Origin of the sequence: Aestuariibius sp. HNIBRBA575 (genome assembly GCF_040932005.1) — a bacterium.
GTDB lineage: Bacteria > Pseudomonadota > Alphaproteobacteria > Rhodobacterales > Rhodobacteraceae > CANLNM01.
Genome location: NZ_CP162414.1, coordinates 2,289,133 through 2,310,490, shown reverse-complemented (window position 1 = coordinate 2,310,490; position 21,358 = coordinate 2,289,133). Strand labels below are relative to the sequence as shown.

At 54.2% G+C, this 21,358-nt stretch carries 20 protein-coding genes and 1 pseudogene; 17 read left to right on the top strand and 4 right to left on the bottom strand.

All coding sequences use genetic code 11. The annotated features are described in order from the left end of the window. Nucleotides 1-259: 259 nt before the first annotated feature. Both AB1F12_RS11665 and AB1F12_RS11660 read left to right on the top strand, forming a co-directional pair. Entirely contained in the window at nt 260-1,288 is a 1,029-nt protein-coding gene (locus AB1F12_RS11665; protein WP_368184526.1) for an SDR family NAD(P)-dependent oxidoreductase, read from the top strand. 14 nt (nt 1,289-1,302) lie between these two features. Continuing rightward, complete coding sequence (locus AB1F12_RS11660) at nt 1,303-2,679, top strand: phosphomannomutase (RefSeq protein ID WP_368184524.1); 1,377 nt, start codon at nt 1,303-1,305, stop codon at nt 2,677-2,679. Here the strand turns inward: AB1F12_RS11660 and AB1F12_RS11655 are convergent. Then, nucleotides 2,676-3,179: a DUF2478 domain-containing protein gene (locus AB1F12_RS11655; RefSeq protein ID WP_368184522.1), complete on the bottom strand. Its 504-nt coding sequence runs from the start codon at nt 3,177-3,179 to the stop codon at nt 2,676-2,678. The genes AB1F12_RS11660 and AB1F12_RS11655 overlap by 4 nt on opposite strands. A 155-nt stretch (nt 3,180-3,334) precedes the next feature. After that, a pseudogene (locus tag AB1F12_RS11650) lies at nt 3,335-3,508 on the bottom strand (VOC family protein); the annotation flags it as partial. 133 nt (nt 3,509-3,641) lie between these two features. Between AB1F12_RS11650 and AB1F12_RS11645 the strand changes: the two are divergent. Further along, nucleotides 3,642-4,091 carry a MarR family winged helix-turn-helix transcriptional regulator gene (locus tag AB1F12_RS11645; RefSeq protein ID WP_368184521.1) on the top strand — a complete coding sequence of 150 codons (450 nt, stop codon included), beginning with the start codon at nt 3,642-3,644 and terminating at the stop codon, nt 4,089-4,091. Here AB1F12_RS11645 and AB1F12_RS11640 read toward each other — a convergent pair. Continuing rightward, complete coding sequence (locus AB1F12_RS11640; protein ID WP_368184519.1) at nt 4,088-4,552, bottom strand: MarR family winged helix-turn-helix transcriptional regulator; 465 nt, start codon at nt 4,550-4,552, stop codon at nt 4,088-4,090. The two genes, AB1F12_RS11645 and AB1F12_RS11640, sit on opposite strands and share 4 nt — an antisense overlap. 227 nt (nt 4,553-4,779) lie before the next feature. Between AB1F12_RS11640 and AB1F12_RS11635 the strand changes: the two genes are divergently transcribed. The 9 genes from AB1F12_RS11635 (at nt 4,780) to AB1F12_RS11595 (ending at nt 13,892) form a co-directional block, all read left to right on the top strand. After that, entirely contained in the window at nt 4,780-5,817 is a 1,038-nt protein-coding gene (locus tag AB1F12_RS11635; RefSeq protein ID WP_368184518.1) for a TRAP transporter substrate-binding protein, read from the top strand. Between the two features lie 3 nt (nt 5,818-5,820). Next, nucleotides 5,821-6,372, top strand: coding sequence for a TRAP transporter small permease (locus AB1F12_RS11630; protein ID WP_368184516.1), 552 nt, complete (start codon nt 5,821-5,823; stop codon nt 6,370-6,372). A 9-nt stretch (nt 6,373-6,381) separates the two neighbouring features. Continuing rightward, nucleotides 6,382-7,698: a TRAP transporter large permease gene (locus tag AB1F12_RS11625; protein WP_368184515.1), complete on the top strand. Its 1,317-nt coding sequence runs from the start codon at nt 6,382-6,384 to the stop codon at nt 7,696-7,698. Between the two features lie 116 nt (nt 7,699-7,814). Next, the gene (hmgA, locus tag AB1F12_RS11620; protein ID WP_368184513.1) at nt 7,815-9,185 is read left to right on the top strand and encodes a homogentisate 1,2-dioxygenase; all 1,371 of its coding nucleotides are present in this window, start codon (nt 7,815-7,817) and stop codon (nt 9,183-9,185) included. Beyond that, nucleotides 9,182-9,820, top strand: a complete 639-nt coding sequence (gene maiA, locus AB1F12_RS11615) for a maleylacetoacetate isomerase (protein WP_368184511.1) — start codon at nt 9,182-9,184, stop codon at nt 9,818-9,820. The genes hmgA and maiA overlap by 4 nt, the downstream gene beginning before the upstream one ends. Before the next feature lie 2 nt (nt 9,821-9,822). After that, nucleotides 9,823-11,076: a fumarylacetoacetase gene (gene fahA / locus AB1F12_RS11610; protein WP_368184510.1), complete on the top strand. Its 1,254-nt coding sequence runs from the start codon at nt 9,823-9,825 to the stop codon at nt 11,074-11,076. A 20-nt stretch (nt 11,077-11,096) separates the two neighbouring features. Further along, the gene (locus tag AB1F12_RS11605) at nt 11,097-12,047 is read left to right on the top strand and encodes an MBL fold metallo-hydrolase (protein WP_368184508.1); all 951 of its coding nucleotides are present in this window, start codon (nt 11,097-11,099) and stop codon (nt 12,045-12,047) included. Between the two features lie 22 nt (nt 12,048-12,069). Then, nucleotides 12,070-13,695: an FAD-dependent oxidoreductase gene (locus AB1F12_RS11600; RefSeq protein WP_368184507.1), complete on the top strand. Its 1,626-nt coding sequence runs from the start codon at nt 12,070-12,072 to the stop codon at nt 13,693-13,695. A gap of 2 nt (nt 13,696-13,697) precedes the next feature. Continuing rightward, a complete protein-coding gene (locus AB1F12_RS11595) occupies nt 13,698-13,892 on the top strand; it encodes a DUF2783 domain-containing protein (RefSeq protein WP_368184505.1) in 195 nt (64 codons plus the stop codon). Here AB1F12_RS11595 and AB1F12_RS11590 read toward each other — a convergent pair. Then, nucleotides 13,889-14,917, bottom strand: a complete 1,029-nt coding sequence (locus AB1F12_RS11590) for a LacI family DNA-binding transcriptional regulator (protein WP_368184504.1) — start codon at nt 14,915-14,917, stop codon at nt 13,889-13,891. The genes AB1F12_RS11595 and AB1F12_RS11590 overlap by 4 nt on opposite strands. 187 nt (nt 14,918-15,104) lie before the next feature. On the opposite strand from AB1F12_RS11590, the gene AB1F12_RS11585 reads away from it, so the two are divergent. The 5 genes from AB1F12_RS11585 (at nt 15,105) to AB1F12_RS11565 (ending at nt 21,335) form a co-directional block, all read left to right on the top strand. Beyond that, nucleotides 15,105-16,631, top strand: coding sequence for a sugar ABC transporter ATP-binding protein (locus AB1F12_RS11585; RefSeq protein WP_368184503.1), 1,527 nt, complete (start codon nt 15,105-15,107; stop codon nt 16,629-16,631). Beyond that, the gene (locus tag AB1F12_RS11580; protein ID WP_368184501.1) at nt 16,624-17,628 is read left to right on the top strand and encodes an ABC transporter permease; all 1,005 of its coding nucleotides are present in this window, start codon (nt 16,624-16,626) and stop codon (nt 17,626-17,628) included. Before AB1F12_RS11585 ends, AB1F12_RS11580 begins: the two co-directional genes overlap by 8 nt. A gap of 110 nt (nt 17,629-17,738) precedes the next feature. Continuing rightward, a complete protein-coding gene (locus AB1F12_RS11575) occupies nt 17,739-18,695 on the top strand; it encodes a substrate-binding domain-containing protein (protein WP_368184499.1) in 957 nt (318 codons plus the stop codon). A 356-nt stretch (nt 18,696-19,051) separates the two neighbouring features. Next, nucleotides 19,052-20,152, top strand: a complete 1,101-nt coding sequence (locus AB1F12_RS11570) for an ABC transporter ATP-binding protein (protein WP_368184498.1) — start codon at nt 19,052-19,054, stop codon at nt 20,150-20,152. A gap of 73 nt (nt 20,153-20,225) precedes the next feature. Further along, nucleotides 20,226-21,335, top strand: coding sequence for an extracellular solute-binding protein (locus AB1F12_RS11565; protein WP_368184497.1), 1,110 nt, complete (start codon nt 20,226-20,228; stop codon nt 21,333-21,335). Nucleotides 21,336-21,358: the final 23 nt, after the last annotated feature.

Sequence of the window (21,358 nt, the reverse complement as noted above, 5' to 3'; positions counted from 1 at the left end):
TCGCAATCTAAGAGCGCTGAGTCTAGATAATGCCTAACGAAGGGTTAACGACCCATGCTGCACTTGCATAAAATTCAACCATCTTTGTCTGGTTTGCTTATGTTTCGCGTTGTTCAGAATCTCCGCACACCGACTGTGACATCTGAAAAGGCTTGTGACGCCACTGGGGCTGGGGCATATGATTTTGCGGGTTAGATCTGTTTTGCAGCCCGGTTTGATGCCCCGATGATTGACCCAGATGATTGACAAGGAACACTTTATGACCACGCCTGCACCCCAACCTGTTGCTTTTGTCACCGGTGCGGCCGGGTTTATCGGTTTTCACCTATGTACGCGGCTGCTTGCGGATGGGTTCCGCGTTGTTGGGATCGACAGTTTGAACGATTATTATGATGTTGCGCTTAAACAACGTCGCCAATCTATGCTGCTGCAAAACCCTTCTTTTACGGCGATCACGGCTAAAATCGAAGAGCCAAACCGCCTGATGGATCTGTTTGAGGAATATCGGTTTGATGTGGTTGTGCATTTGGCGGCGCAGGCCGGGGTGCGGTATTCGATCGACAATCCGCGCGCCTATGTCGAGGCAAATCTGGTCGGCACATTTGAACTGCTAGAGGCAATCCGTGCCTATCCGCCGCGCCACAGTTTGCTGGCATCCACATCGTCGGTTTACGGGGCCAATACGGACATGCCGTATCGTGAAACCGACAAAGTCGACACCCAAATGTCGTTTTATGCGGCGACCAAGAAATCCAATGAAATGATGGCGCATTCTTATGCGCATTTGTACGATTTGCCGATCACGATGTTCCGTTTCTTTACGGTTTATGGCCCGTGGGGGCGCCCGGATATGGCGCTGTTCAAATTCACCAAGGCGATCCTGAACGGCGACCCGATTGATATCTACAACAATGGTGAAATGCAGCGGGACTTTACCTATGTCACTGATTTGGTTCAGGGTATTCGGCTGTTGATCGACACACCGCCGGTGCGCCCTGATGATGGCGTTTCGCCTGATGGTGACAGTTTGTCGACGGTTGCGCCTTGGCGGGCGGTGAATGTGGGCAATTCCAATTCTGTGCCGTTGTTGGATTTTGTTGATGCCATCGAAAAGGCGCTGGGCCGCAAGGCGATCCGCAATATGATGCCGATGCAGGCGGGCGATGTGCCTGCCACCTGGGCCGATGCAGGGTTGCTAAACGAACTGACCGGATATGTCCCGACAACTGATATTCAGCACGGTGTGCAGGCCTTTGTGGACTGGTATCGCGACTATTACGAGATTTGACAAAGGGTTAGACCATGGCTGTGAAATTCGGAACGAGCGGGCTGCGTGGGTTGGTGGTCGACATGACACCCGATTTGATCGCGGATTATACGCGGGCTTTTTTGCGCAGTTGCGACGTGGGAACCGGGCTGTTTATTGGGCATGATTTGCGGGCATCGTCGCCAGATATGGCCGCAATCGTCGGGCAAACGGCGCGGGCGCTGGGCGTTGACATCTATGGATGCGGGGCATTGCCGACACCCGCATTGGCGTTGGCCGCGGGGGCCGCAGGGGCAGGGGCCATCATGGTGACCGGCAGCCACATTCCGGCGGATCGCAATGGGCTGAAATTCTATTCCACAGCGGGCGAAATCCTAAAGCAGGACGAACAGGCCATTCTCAATCATCTCGGGCAAAATGGCGACGCGCCCAATCCCGGCAAGGCAATTGCGCAATCCGATGCGGGCGCGCAATTTGTTGATCGATATGTGCGGGCCTTTGGTGTGGATGCGCTGATTGGGCGCCGGATCGGGGTTTACACCCATTCAGCGGTCGGGCGCGATCTGTTGATGACGCTGTTGTCATTGCTGGGGGCCGATGTGGTTGAACTGGGACGTTCTGAGGTTTTTATCCCCGTCGATACAGAGGCTTATGACCCAGAAATCGGGGCCATGCTGGCAGGCTGGACGCAGGAACACGGGTTGGATGCAATTGTGTCCACCGACGGGGACAGCGATCGGCCTATGGTGACGGATGAAACAGGTCAGGTGATTGCCGGGGATATTTTGGGGCAAATCACCAGCGTTGTTCTGGGTGCAGACCGGATTGTGACGCCAATATCATCCAATTCGGGTGTTTTGCAAAAGGCTTTCTCAGGCGTTTCGTTAACGAAAATCGGGTCACCTTATGTGATTGCAGGGATGCAGGAATTGGCGGATGCCAAAACCGCCGGCTATGAGGCCAATGGCGGATTTTTGCTCGGATATGAGGCCCAAGGCCCAGCCGGTGCGTTGATGCCGTTGATGACCCGCGACAGTTTTTTGCCAATCGTTTCGGTTTTACACGCGGCCAAGGGGCAGACATTATCCCAGTTGGTGGCGCAGGAACCAGCGGTGTTTACAGCCGCGGACAGATTGCAAAATATCGCGACGCAACGGTCCAACGCGTTGGTTGCGACATTGGTGAATGACGCAGCCGCCCGCGCGGAATTTGTGCGCTTTGCCGGATCAACAGAGGTTAAGCTGGACCTGACTGACGGGATGCGTGTGATCCTGAAAAACGGAGTGACACTGCATCTGCGACCCTCTGGGAATGCCCCGGAACTACGACTTTATGTCGAAGCATCCTCAAAAGAGAAAGCGCAGGATGTATTGCAGTTAGGTCTGGATAAGTTGCTGGAAACGCTGAGTTAAGTGGCGTTTTTCGAATACCATTTCTGCAGGTCATCAACGTTGTCATTCAGGCGATCGGCCATGCCGTCCGCATAGTCCAGAAAAGCCGCAAGGTTGGCGTCATTCACGCCTAAAACCACAGGAATACCGCGCAAAACTGCATCAGAAATAACAGCGCGGAATCCGTGACCTTCGGCTTCGCGTTTGCCAAATTTGTTGATCAACAACAATTGGGCATCATCGCTGAGGGATGCATTGGCGTGGCCCACGGCCTCTTCCAATACAGAGGCGTCCAACCGGCATCCTTTGGACCCAGCACCCAAAGATTGGGAAATACGCAAAACGGGCCCATCCGGCAAAACCCGCACGTCCATGTCACATAAATGGCTGGGCGCGCATTCCGTATTGGTCTGAACCACGCCGGCCAATTTCACGCCTTGCTGTTCGCAGAGCGCTGCAAATTCCCCCAAAACGCGATCCGTGCCACCGCGGCGGCTGCTCATGATATAGGCCAGTTTCATGACGGCTCCTTTGCTGATGCTGTGGTGGCATCAAATCACAACCGCCGCAAGGGGGACTCAGGTCACAGAGGCCCGCTGCGATCACAGATGCAGCGCAAACCCAAGGCGCTGAAATCGATCTTTGCTCAGCTCTTTGGCATGAAGCCAGTCGGCGTGTTTCCGGCACCCAGAAACAGATGCATATAAGGGTCGGGTTCGTGGGTGGATGGAACGTGGTCTTCGGCGATGGCCAGCACAAAATCCATGTTCAACATTTCCGTATAAAATGTGACTGTTTCTTTGGTGTCTTTGCAGCGATAAGCCACGTGGTGGATGTGATCGATTTTCAAATTCGGGGTCATCATTGGGCTTCTCCGGCTTATTGCGTTTGCAATGATTGCCAAATTGGGTGGGGATATGGTTTGATTTAGGTCAATTCGTTGCGCCTGCAACGATGTATTCTGCCTACCAAGTGGAGACGACATGCAGCTTGAGACTTACTTTCCTTACTTATTGGCGGTCACCGCTGAATCGTTTTCGCAAAAATTGGTGGACGTCTATGGGCGCACATATGGTTTATCCCGAGAGGAATGGCGGCTGTTATTTCTGCTGGCCGAAGCCAGAGAGTTAACGTCGTTGGAATTGTCCCGGCGTACGACATTGGACAAAGTCCAGGTCAGCCGGGCCGCGCAAAGGTTGGAAAACAAGGATCTGATCACCCGTTGCATTTCCGGGCAGGATCGTCGTTTGCGGCTTTATACGTGCACCGATGCCGGGCAGGCGCTGTTTGCAAAAGTGTTTCCAGAGGTTCAGGCGCAATCTCAGGACATTTTAGATGCGATCGAGCCTGACGACATGGTGGCGCTGAAACAGGGATTACACGCGTTGCTGGTTGCGGTTAAGGCCCATACGGGGCGCGAACGCGCGGATTAACTTGGGCCACTAGCGTCAGCAGTTTGGGTGCTGCGCATCAAACAATCCAACGCATCCTGAAGCGTTTCGGTCTGATCTCCCAGCGCGGTTTCCAGCTTATCTTGGTATTCTGTGGCGATTGGAATCAGTTTCGACAGCAGGTCGATCCCATCAGATGTTAGCGCCAATTTCAGCAATCTGCGATCCTGGGCGTCCACTTCTTTGGTCAAAAACCCCTTGGCTTCCAGCCGACTTGCGGCGCGGCTCACCTTTGATTTTTCCAGATTTACGCGCTTTTCTATATCGCGGATGGACACAAAACCCGAATATCCCAAATTCAGCAGAACCCGCCATTCTGGAATCGAAATGCCGAATTTCTCTTTATATTCCCGCGCCATATCATTGCTCAGCCGCGCGGCAATAACGGTCATGCGATAAGGTAAATACCGATCCAGATCAAAGTCGGGCAGCGTCTGTGGCATGGATTGTTACCTTCCTGTTGGGATTGGTGCATTTGGACGCAGTTTCGTTGCATATGCAATTAAAAAGTTGACTTCGTTGCGATTGCAACAAAGACTGGAGTCGAGATTTCCGCATGTGGCCTGTTCTGTTCATTTCTAGGGCGCGTTTCGGATAGGGGCCAATTCGGCGAGGACGGAATTGGCCCGGCTCACGGAAGACATCAAAAGGTCTGGGAGGACACTTGATCATGAAAATGACACTGAAAACGGCGGCACGCTCTGCCGCCGGAGCCGTGCTTGGGGCGTCAATGCTGACATCCTCATTTGCATTTGCAGACACAACTTTGGCAATGTCCAGCTGGCTGCCTGCGCGCCATCCGATTGTTGTCAACGCAATCAAACCCTGGGCAGAGCAGGTCGAAGAAGTAACAGAGGGGCGCGTGAATGTGCGGGTCCTGTCCAAATCACTGGGCGCGCCACCTGCGCATTTCGACATGGCCGTAGAAGGCATTGCAGACATCACCTATGGCCTGCATTCGTTTACAACGGATGATCGTTTTACCCGGTCGCGGATCGGCCAGTTTTCGTTCACAGGGGATGATGCCGTCGCTGGGTCGACCGCGTTCTGGAATGTTTATGCGGGTCAACTGGACGCGCAGGCCGAACATGAAGGTGTGAAGCTGCTGGGCCTGTTTGTCCATGGTCCGGGCGTGATGCATAACAATGTCCGCGAAATCCAATCAATGGCCGATATTGCCGGGCTGAAAATGCGTGTTCCCGGCGGCTATATCGCGGATTTGATGGGGGATCTGGGCGCAGAAACCTTGTTTATGTCATCTGGTGAGGTTTTTGAAAAACTGTCGCGCGGCGTCATTGATGGCGCGATGTTCACCTACGAAGCAGTCACCGCGTTCAAATTGACCGATGATCTGCAGTACACGACCCGTGTGCCGGGTGGATTATATAACACCACATGGTTCCTTGTGATGAACGAAGGAGCTTGGGACGGTATTTCGCCCGAGGATCAGGCCGCAATCGAAGCGATTTCCGGCGAAGCCTTTGCCCAATTGGTCGGCGCGGCATGGAACGCCGCGGACGAAGCTGCGTTGGTTGAGCTGGCAGAGGCCGGTATCGAAATCTCCGATGCGCCGGCAGAATTGCTTGAATCGATCAAATCCGCTGCATCTGTGCATGAAAATGCATGGGCCGAAGCGATTGCTGGTGATGGGTTTGATGGTCTGGCGGCCCTAGAGGCGCTGCGCACCCAAACCGGCGTGGAGTACTAAAGCATGGAGCGGCTTCGGCAAAGGTTCACAAAACGATCCTCAGGGGATGGGCCAGATGATGCCAGTTTAGATATTGGCAAGATTTTGCAAAATACCCTTGGGGTCGGGGCCGCTCTGATCCTGTTCAGTTTGATTTTGGTGACCTGTACGGATGTGGTGGGGCGGTATCTCTTTGATCGCCCCCTCAAAGGGGCCTTTGAAATCACCGAAATTCTATTGGCAGCACTGGTTTTCGCCGCGTTGCCCCTGACCACGGAACGCAAAGAACATATCGAAGTGGATTTGCTCAATGTGGTGCTCAGCGCGCGCATGACCCGGTTTATGTCGGCATTTGCAGGGCTGTTTTCCGCGGCATTGCTGGCCACTTTGGCATGGCGATTGGCGTCACATGCCCTAAAGGCCGCCCATGACGGGGCCACAACCAACGCCTTGGAAATCCCGTTGGCCCCGTTTGGTTTTTTGGCGGCATTTTCCTGTCTGATCAGCGCGTTCATTGCGTTTCTACGTGGGCTGCATGCTCCGTTTGATGCGCCATCCCAAACCAGCACCAACTAAGGCATCGACATGATTGAATCACTTATCGGATTTGCGGTCCTTTTGGGGCTGATCCTTGTACGCGTGCCGATCGCATTTGCGATGGCGGCTGTGGGCGGCATTGGGTTTGCGTTGTTGCGAGGCTGGCATCCCGCCTGGGCCATGACGGGGCAGGTCGCGTTTGATTCCGCGTTGTCCTATAGCCTGTCTGTCATTCCATTATTCATCTTTATGGGCAACGTTTTGGCCGCGTCAGGTGTCGCGCATGGCCTGTTTGCCGGTGCCAACCGATTGTTTGGACGCACACGGGGCGGGCTGGCCATGGCATCGGTGTTTTCATGTGGCGGGTTTTCAGCCGTTTGCGGATCATCGCTGGCCACAGCCGCCACAATGTCCAAAGTGGCCATGCCGTCGATGCGTAAATTTGGCTATGATGACCGACTGGCCACCGGGTCCATCGCAGCCGGGGGGACGTTGGGGATTTTGATCCCGCCTTCGGTGATCTTGATCATCTACGGTTTGTTGACGGAAACGGACATTTCCAAATTGTTTATCGCGGGTGTGATCCCGGGAATTCTGGGGGTGGTTCTGTATCTGCTGGCTGTGAAAGTCGCGGTCTGGATCAAACCAGAACTGGCCCCGGATGTCAGCGAAAGCGACCCCATGGATCGGTCTGATGTGATCGGTGTATTCTGCGTGGTCGGTCTGTTTTTGTTTATCATGGTGGGGATTTATGGCGGGTTCTTTACCCCGACTGAGGCGGCGGGAATGGGGGCTGGCGCATCGGTATTGATCGCCGTCACATTGCGGACGATGTCGTTTCGGGATTTCCTGACGGCCACGTTTGATAGCGTGCGGGCCACGGCGATGATTTTCGCGGTTGTGATCGGGGCCGAGCTGTTTTCAAACTTTGTCAATTTTGCCGGATTGCCGGATGGCTTGGCATCCCTCGTGCTGGATCTGGAAATGCCGGTTTGGGCCGTCATTTTGGTGATCGTGTTGATTTACATGATCTTGGGATGTGTGCTGGAAAGTTTGTCGATGGTGCTGCTGACGGTGCCGGTATTTTACCCGCTGATGTACGAACTGCCTTTTGCCAATGAATTGCTGCTGGACCCGGAATATGCGTTGATCTGGTTTGCAATTGTTGTGGTGGTGGTCACCGAAATTAGCCTGATCACACCGCCTGTGGGCATGAATGTTTTTGTATTGAAATCAGTCCTGCGCGATGTGCCATTGTCGACAATTTTTCGCGGGGTATTGCCGTTTTGGATCGCTGATATTGTTCGACTTTTCCTGTTGATCAGCGTTCCGTGGTTGTCCCTGTGGCTGGTCGCCGCGATGTGAATTGGCGCGTGTTTCAATAGGTTTTTAACGCATTTCGACACCGTTTTGCGGATTCAGGACTTGATTGTTGCAAATGCAACGATTAGGGTTTGCCTAAGTTGATGATGGAGAACAAGATGAGCAATTCGACCCCTCAGAGCCGCATGGTTCAAGCGCCGTCTTTGTCTGGCCCACACCAGGGATACATGCCTGGTTTTGGTAACGACTATGAATCAGAAGCGCTGCCAGATGCGTTGCCACAGGGCATGAACAGCCCCCAGAAATGCAATTATGGGCTTTATGGTGAACAGCTATCGGGCACGGCCTTTACGGCGCCCAGCCATCAAAACGAACGGACATGGTGCTATCGCATTCGCCCTTCGGTGAAACATTCGCTTCGCTACGAAAAAAACGACGTTCCGTATTGGAAATCAGCGCCGCATATTCCGCAGGATGTCACATCCTTGGGGCAATATCGCTGGGATCCGATCCCTCAGAATGGTGTGGCGACCAACTGGGTCAACGGCATGCACACCATGACGACGGCCGGGGATGTCAACACTCAGGTCGGCATGGCGACACATGTCTATCTGGTCACCGACAGCATGATCGATGACTACTTTTTCTCAGCCGACAGTGAATTGTTGGTTGTCCCCCAAGAGGGCAAATTACGGTTTTACACCGAACTTGGTATCATTGATCTGGAACCACAGGAAATCGCGATCATCCCGCGTGGCTTGGTTTATCGTGTCGAAGTGATTGACGGGCCTGCGCGCGGGTTTGTCTGTGAAAATTACGGCCAGAAATTTGAACTGCCGGGGCGGGGTCCGATTGGGGCCAATTGCATGGCCAATCCACGTGATTTCAAGGCGCCCGTTGCCGCCTATGAAGACCGTGAAGTGCCGTCCACCATCACCATCAAATGGTGTGGCCAGTTCCACAAAACCGAAATCGGCCATAGCCCCTTGGACGTGGTGGCGTGGCACGGGAATTACGCGCCGGTTAAATATGACCTGCGGACCTATTGCCCCGTGGGTGCGATCCTGTTTGATCACCCTGATCCGTCCATTTTCACCGTGTTAACAGCACCTTCTGGGCAGCCGGGCACGGCCAATATTGACTTTGTGCTGTTCCGTGAACGCTGGATGGTCGCCGAAAATACATTCCGCCCGCCTTGGTATCATAAAAACATCATGTCCGAATTGATGGGCAATATTTACGGGCAATATGACGCCAAACCTGATGGTTTTGCGCCGGGTGGGATTTCACTGCACAATATGATGCTGCCACATGGTCCGGACAAAAATGCCTTTAATGGGGCCTCTAACGCGGACCTAAAGGCCGAAAAACTGGACAACACCATGTCGTTCATGTTCGAAACCCGGTTCCCACAGCACCTGACCCGGTTCGCCGCCCAAGAGGCGCCATTGCAGGACAATTACATCGATTGCTGGAGCGACATCGAAAAGAAATTTGATGGCACGCCTGAGGGAACTTGGGACAAATGAAGCTCTATTCCTATTGGCGTTCGTCATCGGCCTATCGGGTTCGCATTGCGCTCAACATCAAAGAAATAGAGCATGAAATTTGCCCTATCCATCTGGTGCGCAATGGGGGCGAACAGCATTCTGACGCTTACAAGGCGAAAAACCCTCAGCAATTGGTACCCGCCTTAGAACTGCCCGATGGCACGATGTTGACCCAATCGCTTGCCATCATCGATTGGCTTGAAAACAAGTATCCGACGCCATCGCTGATATCAGACGATCCATTGTTGCGTGCACGCATATTGGCGGCGGCGCATTTGATTGCCATGGAAACACAGCCGATCACAAACCTCGGGACGGGGCAGCAGCTCAAACAGCGGTTTGGGGCCACACAAGACGACGTTGTGACATGGATGTGTGACTATATGACCAAGGCGTTTGATGTCTTGGAACCCATGATAGAGGGTGCCCCGTTTGCGTTTGGCGACGGGGTGACGCTCGTGGATCTGTGCATCGTGCCACAGCTTTATAATGCTCATCGTTGGGGACTGAACCTGACCCCTTATCCAAAACTTCGGGCGCTTGAAAACGCCTGTCTGGCCCTGCCTGCATTTGACGCAGCGCATCCGGATAATCAACCTGACGCGGAAGGATAACCATGTCTCGCTTGCTTCGTTCTTGGCTGGAATCGGCCAATGCCCCTGATTGCGAATTCCCGCTCAACAATTTGCCATATGGCGTATTTTCAACCGCTGGGTCGGACCCGCGTTGTGGGGTTGCCATTGGGGACCAAGTGGTTGATCTGCCAGCCCTGCAAGCCGCAGGTTTGATCGATTTTCCCGGCGCATTTGATGCCCCATCCTGGAATGCATTTATGGCGCTGGGCCGAGAGGCATGGGACGCATTGCGCGCCCGGTTGATCGCTTTGTTGGCCGCTGACAGCAATGACCAAGCCGCCGTCGCCGCAACAATGGTTGCAGCATCTGATGTGACGCTGCATATGCCAATGCAAGTGGGCGAATACACCGATTTTTACGCAGGCCGCAATCACGCCGTCAATGTGGGAACAATGTTTCGGGGCGCCGAAAATGCGTTGCCACCCAATTGGTTGCACATTCCGATCGGTTACAATGGCCGGGCGTCTTCGGTTGTCGTTTCGGGGACGGATGTGCGCCGCCCTTGGGGGCAATTAAAGGGGCCAAATGACGATCTGCCACGTTTTGCCCCCTGTGCGCGTTTTGACATCGAATTGGAAATGGGCGCCATTGTCGGCACGCCGTCGAATGGTCCGATCTCGGTTGATGAGGCAGACGCCAACATCTTTGGCTACGTTCTGTTGAACGACTGGTCCGCGCGTGACATCCAAGCGTGGGAATATCAGCCGCTGGGCCCATTTCAGGCCAAAGCGACCGCGACCACAATCAGCCCCTGGATTGTGACCCGTGCCGCGCTTGATCCGTTCCGGGTGGACACACCTGAGCGGGATTTTGAACTGCTCGATCACATCAAAGATACCGGCCCAATGCTGTATGACATTGATTTGTCAGTCACTTTGGCCCCCATGGGCGAGGCTGCCAGCACCATTGCTCGCACGAATTACAAAGAAATGTATTATTCTGCGGCGCAACAACTGGCGCATCACACCACATCCGGCTGCCCTATGCGGGTCGGTGATCTATTGGGGTCAGGGACCATTTCCGGCCCCGAAAAAGACAATCGCGGATCGCTGCTGGAACTCAGCTGGGGGGGCAAGGAACCCTTCACGTTAGACAGCGGTGAAGAGCGAAGCTTTATCCAGGATGGTGACACATTGGCCCTGCATGGCACCGCCCGTGGCGATGGATATTCCATCGGATTTGGCCCCTGCATTGGCACAGTGCTGCCTGCCTTGCCCAACCCTTATTCCCGCTAAACTGTCCGTTAGGAAATCCAATGAGCAAGGCATTTGCGTCCCAAGGGGACATGAGCGAAAAGAAAGTCACCTTTGATGAAATCGGCGAGGGTTTGTATGCCTTTACCGCCGAAGGCGACCCCAATTCGGGTGTGATTATCGGCGATGACAGCGTGATGATCGTTGAGGCCCAGGCCACCCCCCGTTTGGCCAATAAAGTGATCGAAAAAGTGCGGTCTGTAACCGACAAACCGATCAGCCATGTTGTGCTGACCCATTACCACGCGGTGCGGGTTCTGGGGGCATCTGCCTTTGGGGCGTCTCAGATTATCATGTCTGACAAGGCCCGCGCCATGGTCGTGGAACGCGGCCAAGAAGATTGGGACAGCGAATTTCAACGGTTTCCCCGTTTGTTTGAGGGCCACGAAAGCATCCCCGGCCTGACCTATCCCACAACCACATTCAGCGACAGCATGACGGTATATCTGGGCAATCGCCGCGTTGATATCAAACAGATCGGCCGGGCCCATACGGCTGGTGATGCTGTGATCCATGTGCCGGATCAGAACGTGATGTTCACAGGTGATATCGTAGAAGATCACTCTGCATGTTATTGTGGCGATGGACATTTTGCCGATTGGGGCAACACGCTTGATGCGATCAAGTCCTATGATGTGGATGCAATTGCGCCGGGGCGCGGTGGGGCGTTGATCGGCAAAGACGCCGTTGAACGGGCCATTGAATCCACCCGTGACTTTGTTAACAGCACCTATGCGCCCGCCGCCAAAGTGGCCGCACGGGGCGGCTCTTTGAAAGAGGCATGGGACGCCGTGCGCGCCTCTTGTGATCCTAAATTCAAGGATTACGCCATCTACGAACATTGCCTGCCGTTCAACGTGGCCCGCGCCTATGACGAGGCCCGCGGGATCGAACATCCACGCATCTGGACCGACAAACGTGATCTGGACATGTGGGCTCAGCTACAGGGCTGAATGCACAAAAGAGGAGAGCAAAATGGTCGACGTTCGTTACGACATCGCATTTAAGTTGTACCCATATGCAAAACACCCCGACCAAGACAGGCCAGCGATCCGTCACCCAGTGGTGATTGTTGGTGGAGGGCCTATTGGGATGGCTGCGGCATTGGATTTGGGGCGCAAAGGTACCCCTGTTCTGGTGCTGGATGACCACGAAGGCGTCGGCCAAGGCAGTCGCGCGATCTGTTTTGCCAAACGCACTTTGGAAATTGCCGACCGGCTTGGTGCTGGGCAGGCGATGGTGGACAAAGGTGTGGTTTGGAACGTCGGCAAGGTGTTCCATGGGGATGATCAGGTTTTTGAATTTAACCTGCAACCTGAGGCGGGCCATAAAATGCCTGCATTCATCAACCTTCAGCAGCCCTATTTTGAAAAATATCTGGTCGATGAAATTCGCGTCGCCCAAGCGGAAGGCGCGCCCATTGAAATTCGCGGTCAGAACCTTGTGACAGGGCTGACGCAAAAAGACGATCATGTGGTTCTGGACGTCGACACGCCAGATGGTTCCTATCAGATCGAAGCGGATTGGATGATCGCCTGTGACGGCGCACGTTCACCGGTGCGGGACATGATGGGGCTTAGCTTTGATGGGCGGGTGTTTGAGGATAACTTCTTGATCGCCGACGTAAAAATGAAGGCCGATTTCCCCACAGAGCGGTGGTTCTGGTTTGAGCCTTCGTTCAAAAATTCGGGCCAATCTGCATTGCTGCACAAACAGCCTGACGACATCTGGCGCATTGATTTCCAACTGGGTTGGGACATTGACCGTAAGGCGGAATTGGAACCGGCAAAAATCCGTGAACGGGTGGATGCGATGCTGGGCGGTGATGTGGATTATGAACTGGAATGGACCTCTATTTACACGTTCCAATGCCGCCGCATGAAAGAGTTCCGTCATGGCAACGTTCTGTTTGCGGGTGATGCCGCTCACCAAGTGTCGCCCTTTGGGGCACGCGGCGCCAATTCCGGTCTGCAGGATACGGATAACTTGGCGTGGAAACTGGATCTGGTTTTGCGCGGGTTAGCCCCTGAATCCCTGCTGGATACCTATTCTGCTGAACGGGTGCATGGCGCGGATGAAAACATCCTGAATTCAACCCGTGCGACCGATTTTCTGACACCAAAATCAGAGATCAGCAAAGTGTTCCGCAATGCTGTGTTAGATCTGGCACGTGAACATGCATTTGCCCGCCCTATGGTGAATTCAGGGCGCCTATCTGTGCCTTGTGTGTATGACGAACAGCCGCTGAATGGGCCAGATATGCTGGATGGTCCTGATCGCAGCCGGGTTGGCGCATCCTGCGTCGATGCACGTCTGGATAATGGGTTTTTGCTGGACATTTTGCCGGGCAATTTCACAGTTTTGGCCATCAATACACCGGTTCCGACGCTGCCTGAAATCGAAGGTCTCAAATTGGATGTTGTGTCCCTGGAAACGGGGAAAAACGATCCCCATTCAGACCTGAAATCCCGCTATTTGGGCCAACAGGAACGTGCGGTATATTTGATCCGCCCGGATCAACACGTCGCGGCGCGCTGGACTGATTTTGATATGGACGCTGTTGCGGGCGCTGTTGCGACGGCCATCGGAAAAGGAGCCTGAACATGGATTTGAAACTGACCCCAAATCTGGCGGACCCGGACGCGTTTTACGACGAATTGGTGGCCGCACATCAGGGCCTGGAAAAATCGGAAAGCGACGCATTGAATGCGCGGCTGATCTTGGTTTTATGCAATCATATCGGGGATCGATCCGTATTGTCGCAAGCGTTAAACGCGGCACGCCAGTCCAAAAACTAGGGGACCTTGGCAGGGCCACAAGAGTCGCGCACGATCAAATCCCCGTGCAGCTCAATCGCATCAAAGCTGGTATCGGCATTGGCAAGCCGGTCCAGCAAACACGTCATGGCATGTTCGCCAATCTGACTACGCGGTTGGCGGATTGTCGTGAGGGCAGGGGTGACATTGCTGGCAAAAGGAATGTCATCAAAACCCATCACCGACATGTCCTCTGGGACGGAATAGCCCCGGTCCTGCAGGGCGCGGATCACACCAATCGCCGTGTCGTCATTAAAGCAGAAAAACGCGGTCGGCAGCGTATCGCGAATGCACAATCGTTCAACGGCGGCGCGTCCCCCCAAACTGGTGCCATCCCCATCGATTTTCCAGATCGACATCTGTTCGGTTTTCTGGCTCAGCGCATCACAATAGCCGGTCAATCGCCGATCCGACAGAATATTGCCTTTGGGACCAGTGACATAGACGATCTCTTTGTGCCCCATGGACATCAAAAATTCGGTGGCAACCCGCGCGGCGGATTGATCATCCATACAGACGTAACTGACGTCGGAATGGCTGACCGGGGTGGCGGCCGCAACCGTGGGCGGAATGTGGGATTTTGAGTTTTCAGGCCATCCCGCCACCGGCAAATGGCCCGTTAACAGGATCAGTCCGTCGGCGATCCCGGTGGAAAGAAATCGCAGGTATTTTTCCTCCAGCGCGACATCGCCTTCGGTGTTGCCAATCAGAACGCCATAGCCACGTTCATTGGCAACTTTTTCCAACCCGGTCAGGATCCCAGGAAAGTTGGGGTCTGAAATGGATTGGGCCAAAACCAACACCATTTGTGACCGTTGCCGGCGCAAATTTTGGGCCATCGCATTGGCGGTATAGCCGGTGCGGGCAATCGCGGCGGACACTTTTTTGCGTGTGCTTTCGGCGACTTTATCGGGCTTAGAAATTGCGCGGCTGACCGTTGCGATCGACACTCCGGCCAATCGCGCGACATCCTCAATAGTTGCTGGTTTCGCTGGATTTTTCTGCACGTCGCCCGTTCGTCAATTGCCAATCCAAGACGTCTTTCAAACCGTCATCATCCCGGAATTCAGTGTGACATTACCAAATTTGGCCTGCGATGAAAACCTTTACATAGATTGATGTAAAGGTTTACATGGGATTCGCTGCAGGAGGGCAGCCATCCAAATTTGGATGACCTTGGGAGGGGTTCGAAACATGAGCGAAGAGGCCACAGCCGGACAAATTGTGCTAAGTGCGGATTGCGTCAGCAAGTCGTTTGGCGCGGTTCCGGTCCTGTTCAGCGTGAGTTTTGACATTCGATCCGGCGAAGTTCACGCGCTGATCGGCGAAAACGGTGCGGGCAAATCTACGTTGATGAAAATCCTGTCAGGCATCCATGCGCCCACGTCAGGGGGGCTGTATTTGGATGGTGAACGGGTCACATTGCCGCCAAACGGGCAGGCCGAAGACATGGGGATTGTCCTGATCCATCAGGAACTGAACCTGGCCGAGCAAATGACGATCACCGAAAATATTTTTCTGGGCCGCGAGATTGAAACTCGTGGCATCCTTAACCGGTCGGCTATGCATCAGGTGGTCCAGCAATTGTTGACCGAAGTTGGCATGAACGTGTCGCCCGATACCCGCATTTCACAGCTATCGATTGCCCAAAAGCAGATGGTCGAAATTGCCAAAGCGATGAACCGCGACGCGCGCGTTTTGATCATGGATGAACCGACAGCGGTTCTAACCGAGGCCGAAACCGAAATCCTGTTTTCGCAGGTGATGCGATTGCGCGCTCAGGGCGTGGCGATCATGTTTGTCAGTCACAAACTGCAAGAGGTCAAAAAGATCTCGGATCGGGTGACAATCCTGCGCGACGGGCAGTGGATTGCGACCCGTCCAACCCATGAAACCGTGGTCGAAGACATGGCCCGCATGATGGTCGGGCGTGAATTGTCGGACCTCTATCCACCGATGAACGAAGTGGATGTGGACGCTGAAATTGTCATGGATGTCAGGGGGTTGCGTACTCAGAACCTGCATGGTGTGAATTTCAACCTGCGCAAGGGTGAAATACTAGGATTTGCGGGATTGGTGGGGGCCGGCCGCACAGAAGTGTTTGAAACGATCTGTTCGCTGACCCCGGCTTTGGCGGGGAATGTCACCATTTTGGGCCACAAAGGCGTGTTCACTTCGGTGGCGCAGGCCCGCGATGTGGGGGTTGTTTATCTGACCAAAGATCGCAAAGGCAAAGGTCTGTTGCTGGATCAGGGGATGCGGGCAAATCTGACATTGCTGGCTTTGCGAAACTTTGCCAATCGGCTGGTGTTGAACCGCAGCGCCGAAGACGACGCATTGGCCCGCGCTATTCGTCGCTTTGATATTCGTGCGCGGGATCCAGATGTGCGGGCCGGGGACATGTCCGGTGGCAATCAGCAGAAATTGCTATTGGCCAAAGTGATGGAAGCCAACCCCAAGATTGTGATCATCGACGAACCCACCCGTGGCATCGATGTGGGCACAAAACAGCAGATTTATCATTTTATTGCGGCCCTTGCCGCCGAAGGTGTGTCCGTGGTGGTGATATCATCTGAAATGCCCGAAATCATTGGCGTTTCACACCGTGTTATCGTGATGCGGGATGGGCGGATCATGGGCGAATTGACAGGAAATGACATCAACGAAAATGAAATCGTTGGCTATGCCGCAGGGCTAAGAGAGGAAGTAAACCATGCCTGAGACCTCGGTAGAAGCGCCAAACGCTGAGCTGAAACGAAAGATCGACCTAAAGCTGTACGGCCCGGCGATCGCCTTGGTTTTGTTGTGTCTTATTGGGTTTTCACTGAATTCAGCGTTTCTGAGCGAAGGCAATATCACCAATTTGCTGACCCGGTCGGCATTTATCGGGATCATCGCTGTGGGCGCTACGTTTGTGATCACGTCGGGGGGGATCGACCTGTCGGTTGGGTCTATGGCCGCGGTGATCGCCGGGGTGATGATCATCCTGATGAACGCGTTGGTCGACACGCTGGGCACTGGCAGTTTGACAGTGATTGTTGGTGCGGTCTGCGCGATTTTACTGGGGCTGGGGGCTGGGTTCGCCAACGGGTTCCTGACCACCAAAGGTAAAATCGAAGCGTTCATCGTTACGCTGGGCACGATGGGGATTTTCCGGTCTTTGGTGACCTATTTTGCCGATGGCGGCACGTTGTCGCTGAATTTTGACATTCGCAACACCTATCGCCCGGTCTATTACGACACGATCCTTTGGGTTCCGATCCCGGTCTGGGTGTTCATCTTTGTGGCTGCTGGGGGGTGGTTTTTGATGAACCGCACTACGTTTGGGCGTTATTGCACCGCGATTGGATCAAACGAAAATGTCGCGCAATATTCAGCGATCAACGTCGACCGGATCAAGACCTGGACCTACATGATCCAAGGTGTCTGTGTGGCGTTGGCCACCGTGATCTATGTGCCGCGGTTGGGGTCCGCGTCATCGTCAACCGGCGTGTTGTGGGAACTCGAAGCGATCGCTGCGGTGATCATTGGCGGCACAGTCCTTAAGGGCGGTTATGGCCGCATCGGTGGCACCATTATCGGCGCGCTGATCCTGACAACAATCGGCAACATCCTAAACTTTACCGATCTGATTTCGAACTACCTGAACGGCACAATGCAAGGTCTGATCATCATTGTGGCCGTCTGGCTGCAACGGGGGGGCGCGGCCAAAGATTAACCCAAACCAAACAAAGATGTTTGGGCAAAACGTGACCGGAAATCCGGGACGTTAACAGCGCCACCACGTCTGGTGGGGCATTCATCGGCACCATTTCCAGGGAGGAAAACATGGCCTTATCGAAAACATTTATGGCGGGTCTGGTCGGCGGGGCGGTCACGCTGGCTGGCGCAGCGTTTGCTGACGAAACGATCAAAATTGGCGTATCTTATCCAACGCCGACCCATGCATGGGCGGCTGGGATGAACTGGCATGCCGAACAGGCCGAAGCACGGCTAGAGGCGCTGTATCCTGACGTTGATCTTGTCCTGATCAACTCACCCGATCCCGCATCTCAGGCCAGCGCATTGGAGGATCTGGTATCGATCCACAACATCGACGCTTTGGTTGTGCTGCCCTTTGAATCCGAGCCGCTGACCGATCCGGTTTTGAACGTCAAAAACACCGGCGCCTTGATCACGGTTGTAGATCGCGGGCTAAGCCAGCCGGGGATCGAAGACATCTATGTGGCGGGCAACAACCCGGAACTGGGGCGCGTATCTGCGGAATACATGATGGGCCGTCTGAACGAGGGCGACAATATTGTGATCCTGCGGGGCATCCCAACATTGATCGACAACGAACGGTTTGATGCGTTTATGGAAACCATCGAAGGGTCGGGCATTAATGTTCTGGATCATAAACATGCCAATTGGAACCGTGATGACGGGTTTGAGGTCATGCAGGATTTCCTGAGCCGTTTCCCGGATATTGACGCGGTTTGGGCGCAGGATGATGACATCGCGATTGGCGTTGTTGCGGCGCTGGAACAGGCGGATCGTGCAGGCGATGGCATGTTTGTTGTTGGCGGTGCTGGCATGAAAGAAACCATTCGCGGCATAATGGATGGCAACGAACTGGTTCCTGTTGACGTGCTGTATCCGCCGTCGATGATCGCCACGGCGATGGACGTCACGGTTGCGGCGTTTAAATCAAACGGCCCTGTTGCGGGTCGCTATATTCTGGGCGCGACCCTTATCACTCCCGAGAATGCTGCCTCTTTCTACTTCCCGGATTCCCCATTTTAAATCCAGGTTAGCGGCATTCTAAGGCGAGGGGGATTTTCTCAGTCCCCCTCGTTTTTTTGTGACCTGACCACATGTCACATCCCGTTTGGTAAACACCCTATGATAGAATTCCAATCACACAGTTTACCTAAGGGAAGCGTAAACTTTGTTTACGATCCGAAACTTTTCGGATTCGCCTAAAAAAACATCCCAAAGTGAAAACGGCTTCGGTTTATGACTTGGAAAGTGAATCGGACTGCAGTTTTGGTGCAAACTAGTGCAAAATGCGCATCTGGCGTATTGCGTCATTGTGATCTGCTGCTTACGCTCTGCGATAATACGTGCAGAAAACTGCCGAAATACCAGGGAGCGCCACATTGGCCACAACAACCTCCGATGATGCATTCGTCGAATTCGATCGCGTGCAAAAAAGCTATGACGGCGAAAATCTTGTCGTCAAAGATTTGAACCTTTCGCTGCCCAAAGGCGAATTTCTGACAATGCTTGGACCATCGGGGTCTGGCAAAACCACCTGTCTGATGATGCTGGCCGGGTTCGAAACCGCAACCCATGGTGACATTCGTTTGGCGGGCAGGCCCATCAACAATATCCCACCCCATAAACGGGGCATTGGCATGGTGTTTCAGAACTACGCGCTGTTTCCGCATATGACCGTGGCCGAAAACCTGTCTTTCCCATTAGAAGTCCGCAAAATGGGCAAGTCCGAGCGCGAGGCCAAAATCACCCGCGCGTTGGATATGGTCCAGATGGGCGATTTCGGTGGGCGACGTCCGGCGCAATTGTCCGGTGGCCAGCAACAGCGGATCGCCCTTGCGCGGGCATTGGTGTTTGAGCCGGAACTGGTTTTGATGGATGAACCGCTGGGCGCGCTCGACAAACAGCTGCGCGAAACGCTGCAATTTGAAATCACCCGGTTGGCCCATGATCTAGGCATCACCGTGGTTTATGTGACCCATGACCAAACCGAAGCGCTGACCATGTCAGACCGCGTCGCCGTGTTTGAGGATGGCCGCATTCAGCAACTGGCCCCACCCGACACGTTGTACGAAGAGCCTAAAAACAGCTTTGTTGCGCAGTTCATCGGTGAAAATAACACCCTCGCAGGGGTGGTGACCGAAATAAAGGGCGACCAATGTGTGGTGCGTTTGGATGGGGGCGGCGAAATCGATGCCAACCCTGTCAACGTCTCCAAAGTTGGGGAACGCACGCGTGTGTCGATCCGCCCGGAACGTGTTGAATTTAATAAGGAACGCCTGCACCCGGATGCGCATTTGCTCAAGGCTGAGGTGCTGGAATTTATCTATATGGGCGATGTGTTTCGCACACGTCTGCGGGTTGCTGGGAACGATGATTTTGTCATCAAATCCCGCAATGCGCCCGATCAGGTCCGCCTGACGCCCGGCCAACAGATCGAAATCGGTTGGCTGCCAAAGGATTGCCGCGCGCTGGATGCGTGAACGGGAATGTGACGGTGCCTGTCCGGTAGGCATGGTCCAACGAACGAACCGGAACCAAAACGGGAGACTTGGTATGAAACTTCACAATATTCTTATGACCACTTCGCTGCTGACATTTGCAGCAGGCGCGGTATCTGCGGATGGCCATATGGCTGGCGACATGACTGTTGTCAGCTGGGGCGGCGCCTATCAGGCCAGCCAGATCAACGCCTATGCGGATCCCTATTCGGCCGCAAATGACGGCGTATCGATCATCTGGGACGAAAGCTCTGGCGAGGCAGTTGCCAAATTGCGCGCAATGAACGAAGCGGGCAACATCACATGGGATCTGGTCGACGTCGAAGCCGGCGATGCGATCCGTCTGTGTGACGAAGGTCTGGCAATGGAAATCGACCACGACGATATGTTGGCCATGGGCGCCGACGGGTCGTCGGCATCTGACGATTTCGCGGATTCCATCGTTTCTGATTGCTTTATCCCTCAGATCGTTTTCTCAACAACGGTTGGCTATCGTCTTGATATGGTTGGGGATACTGCGCCAACGGATATCTGTGCATTGTTTGACACAGACACATATCCCGGCAAACGCGCGCTGAACCGTCGCCCATTGGCGAACATGGAATGGGCGCTGCTATGTGACGGCGTTGCCAAAGAAGACATCTATGACGTTCTGTCCACGGACGAAGGTCAGGACCAAGCGCTGGCCAAGCTTGACAGCATCAAGGACCAAGTTGTCTGGTGGACCGCTGCGGCTGAAACACCTCAGTTGCTGGCCGATGGCGAAGTTGTCATGGGCTCGACCTATAACGGTCGTCTGTTTGCCGCCATCGCCGAGCAAGATCAGCCAATTGGCATGCTGTGGGATGCACAGATGCTGGACTTTGACGGGTGGATCATTCCTGCCGGTCTGCCAGAGGATCGTCTGGCCCGGGTCATGGATTTCGTAAGCTACGCAACAGACACTCAGCGTCTGGCGGATCAGGCTGCGTATATTTCCTACGGTCCTGCACGTGCATCTTCGGCGCCACTGGTTGGCACACATGCCACGTTGGGCATCGAAATGGCGCCACATATGCCAACGGATCCTGCAAACGCGACCAACGTGTTTGTCACGCAGTACGAATTCTGGGCCGATTATCGTGATGATATCGACGCAAAATTCCAGGCATGGCTTGCTCAATAAGCTGTTGCTTTGACACAATAAAT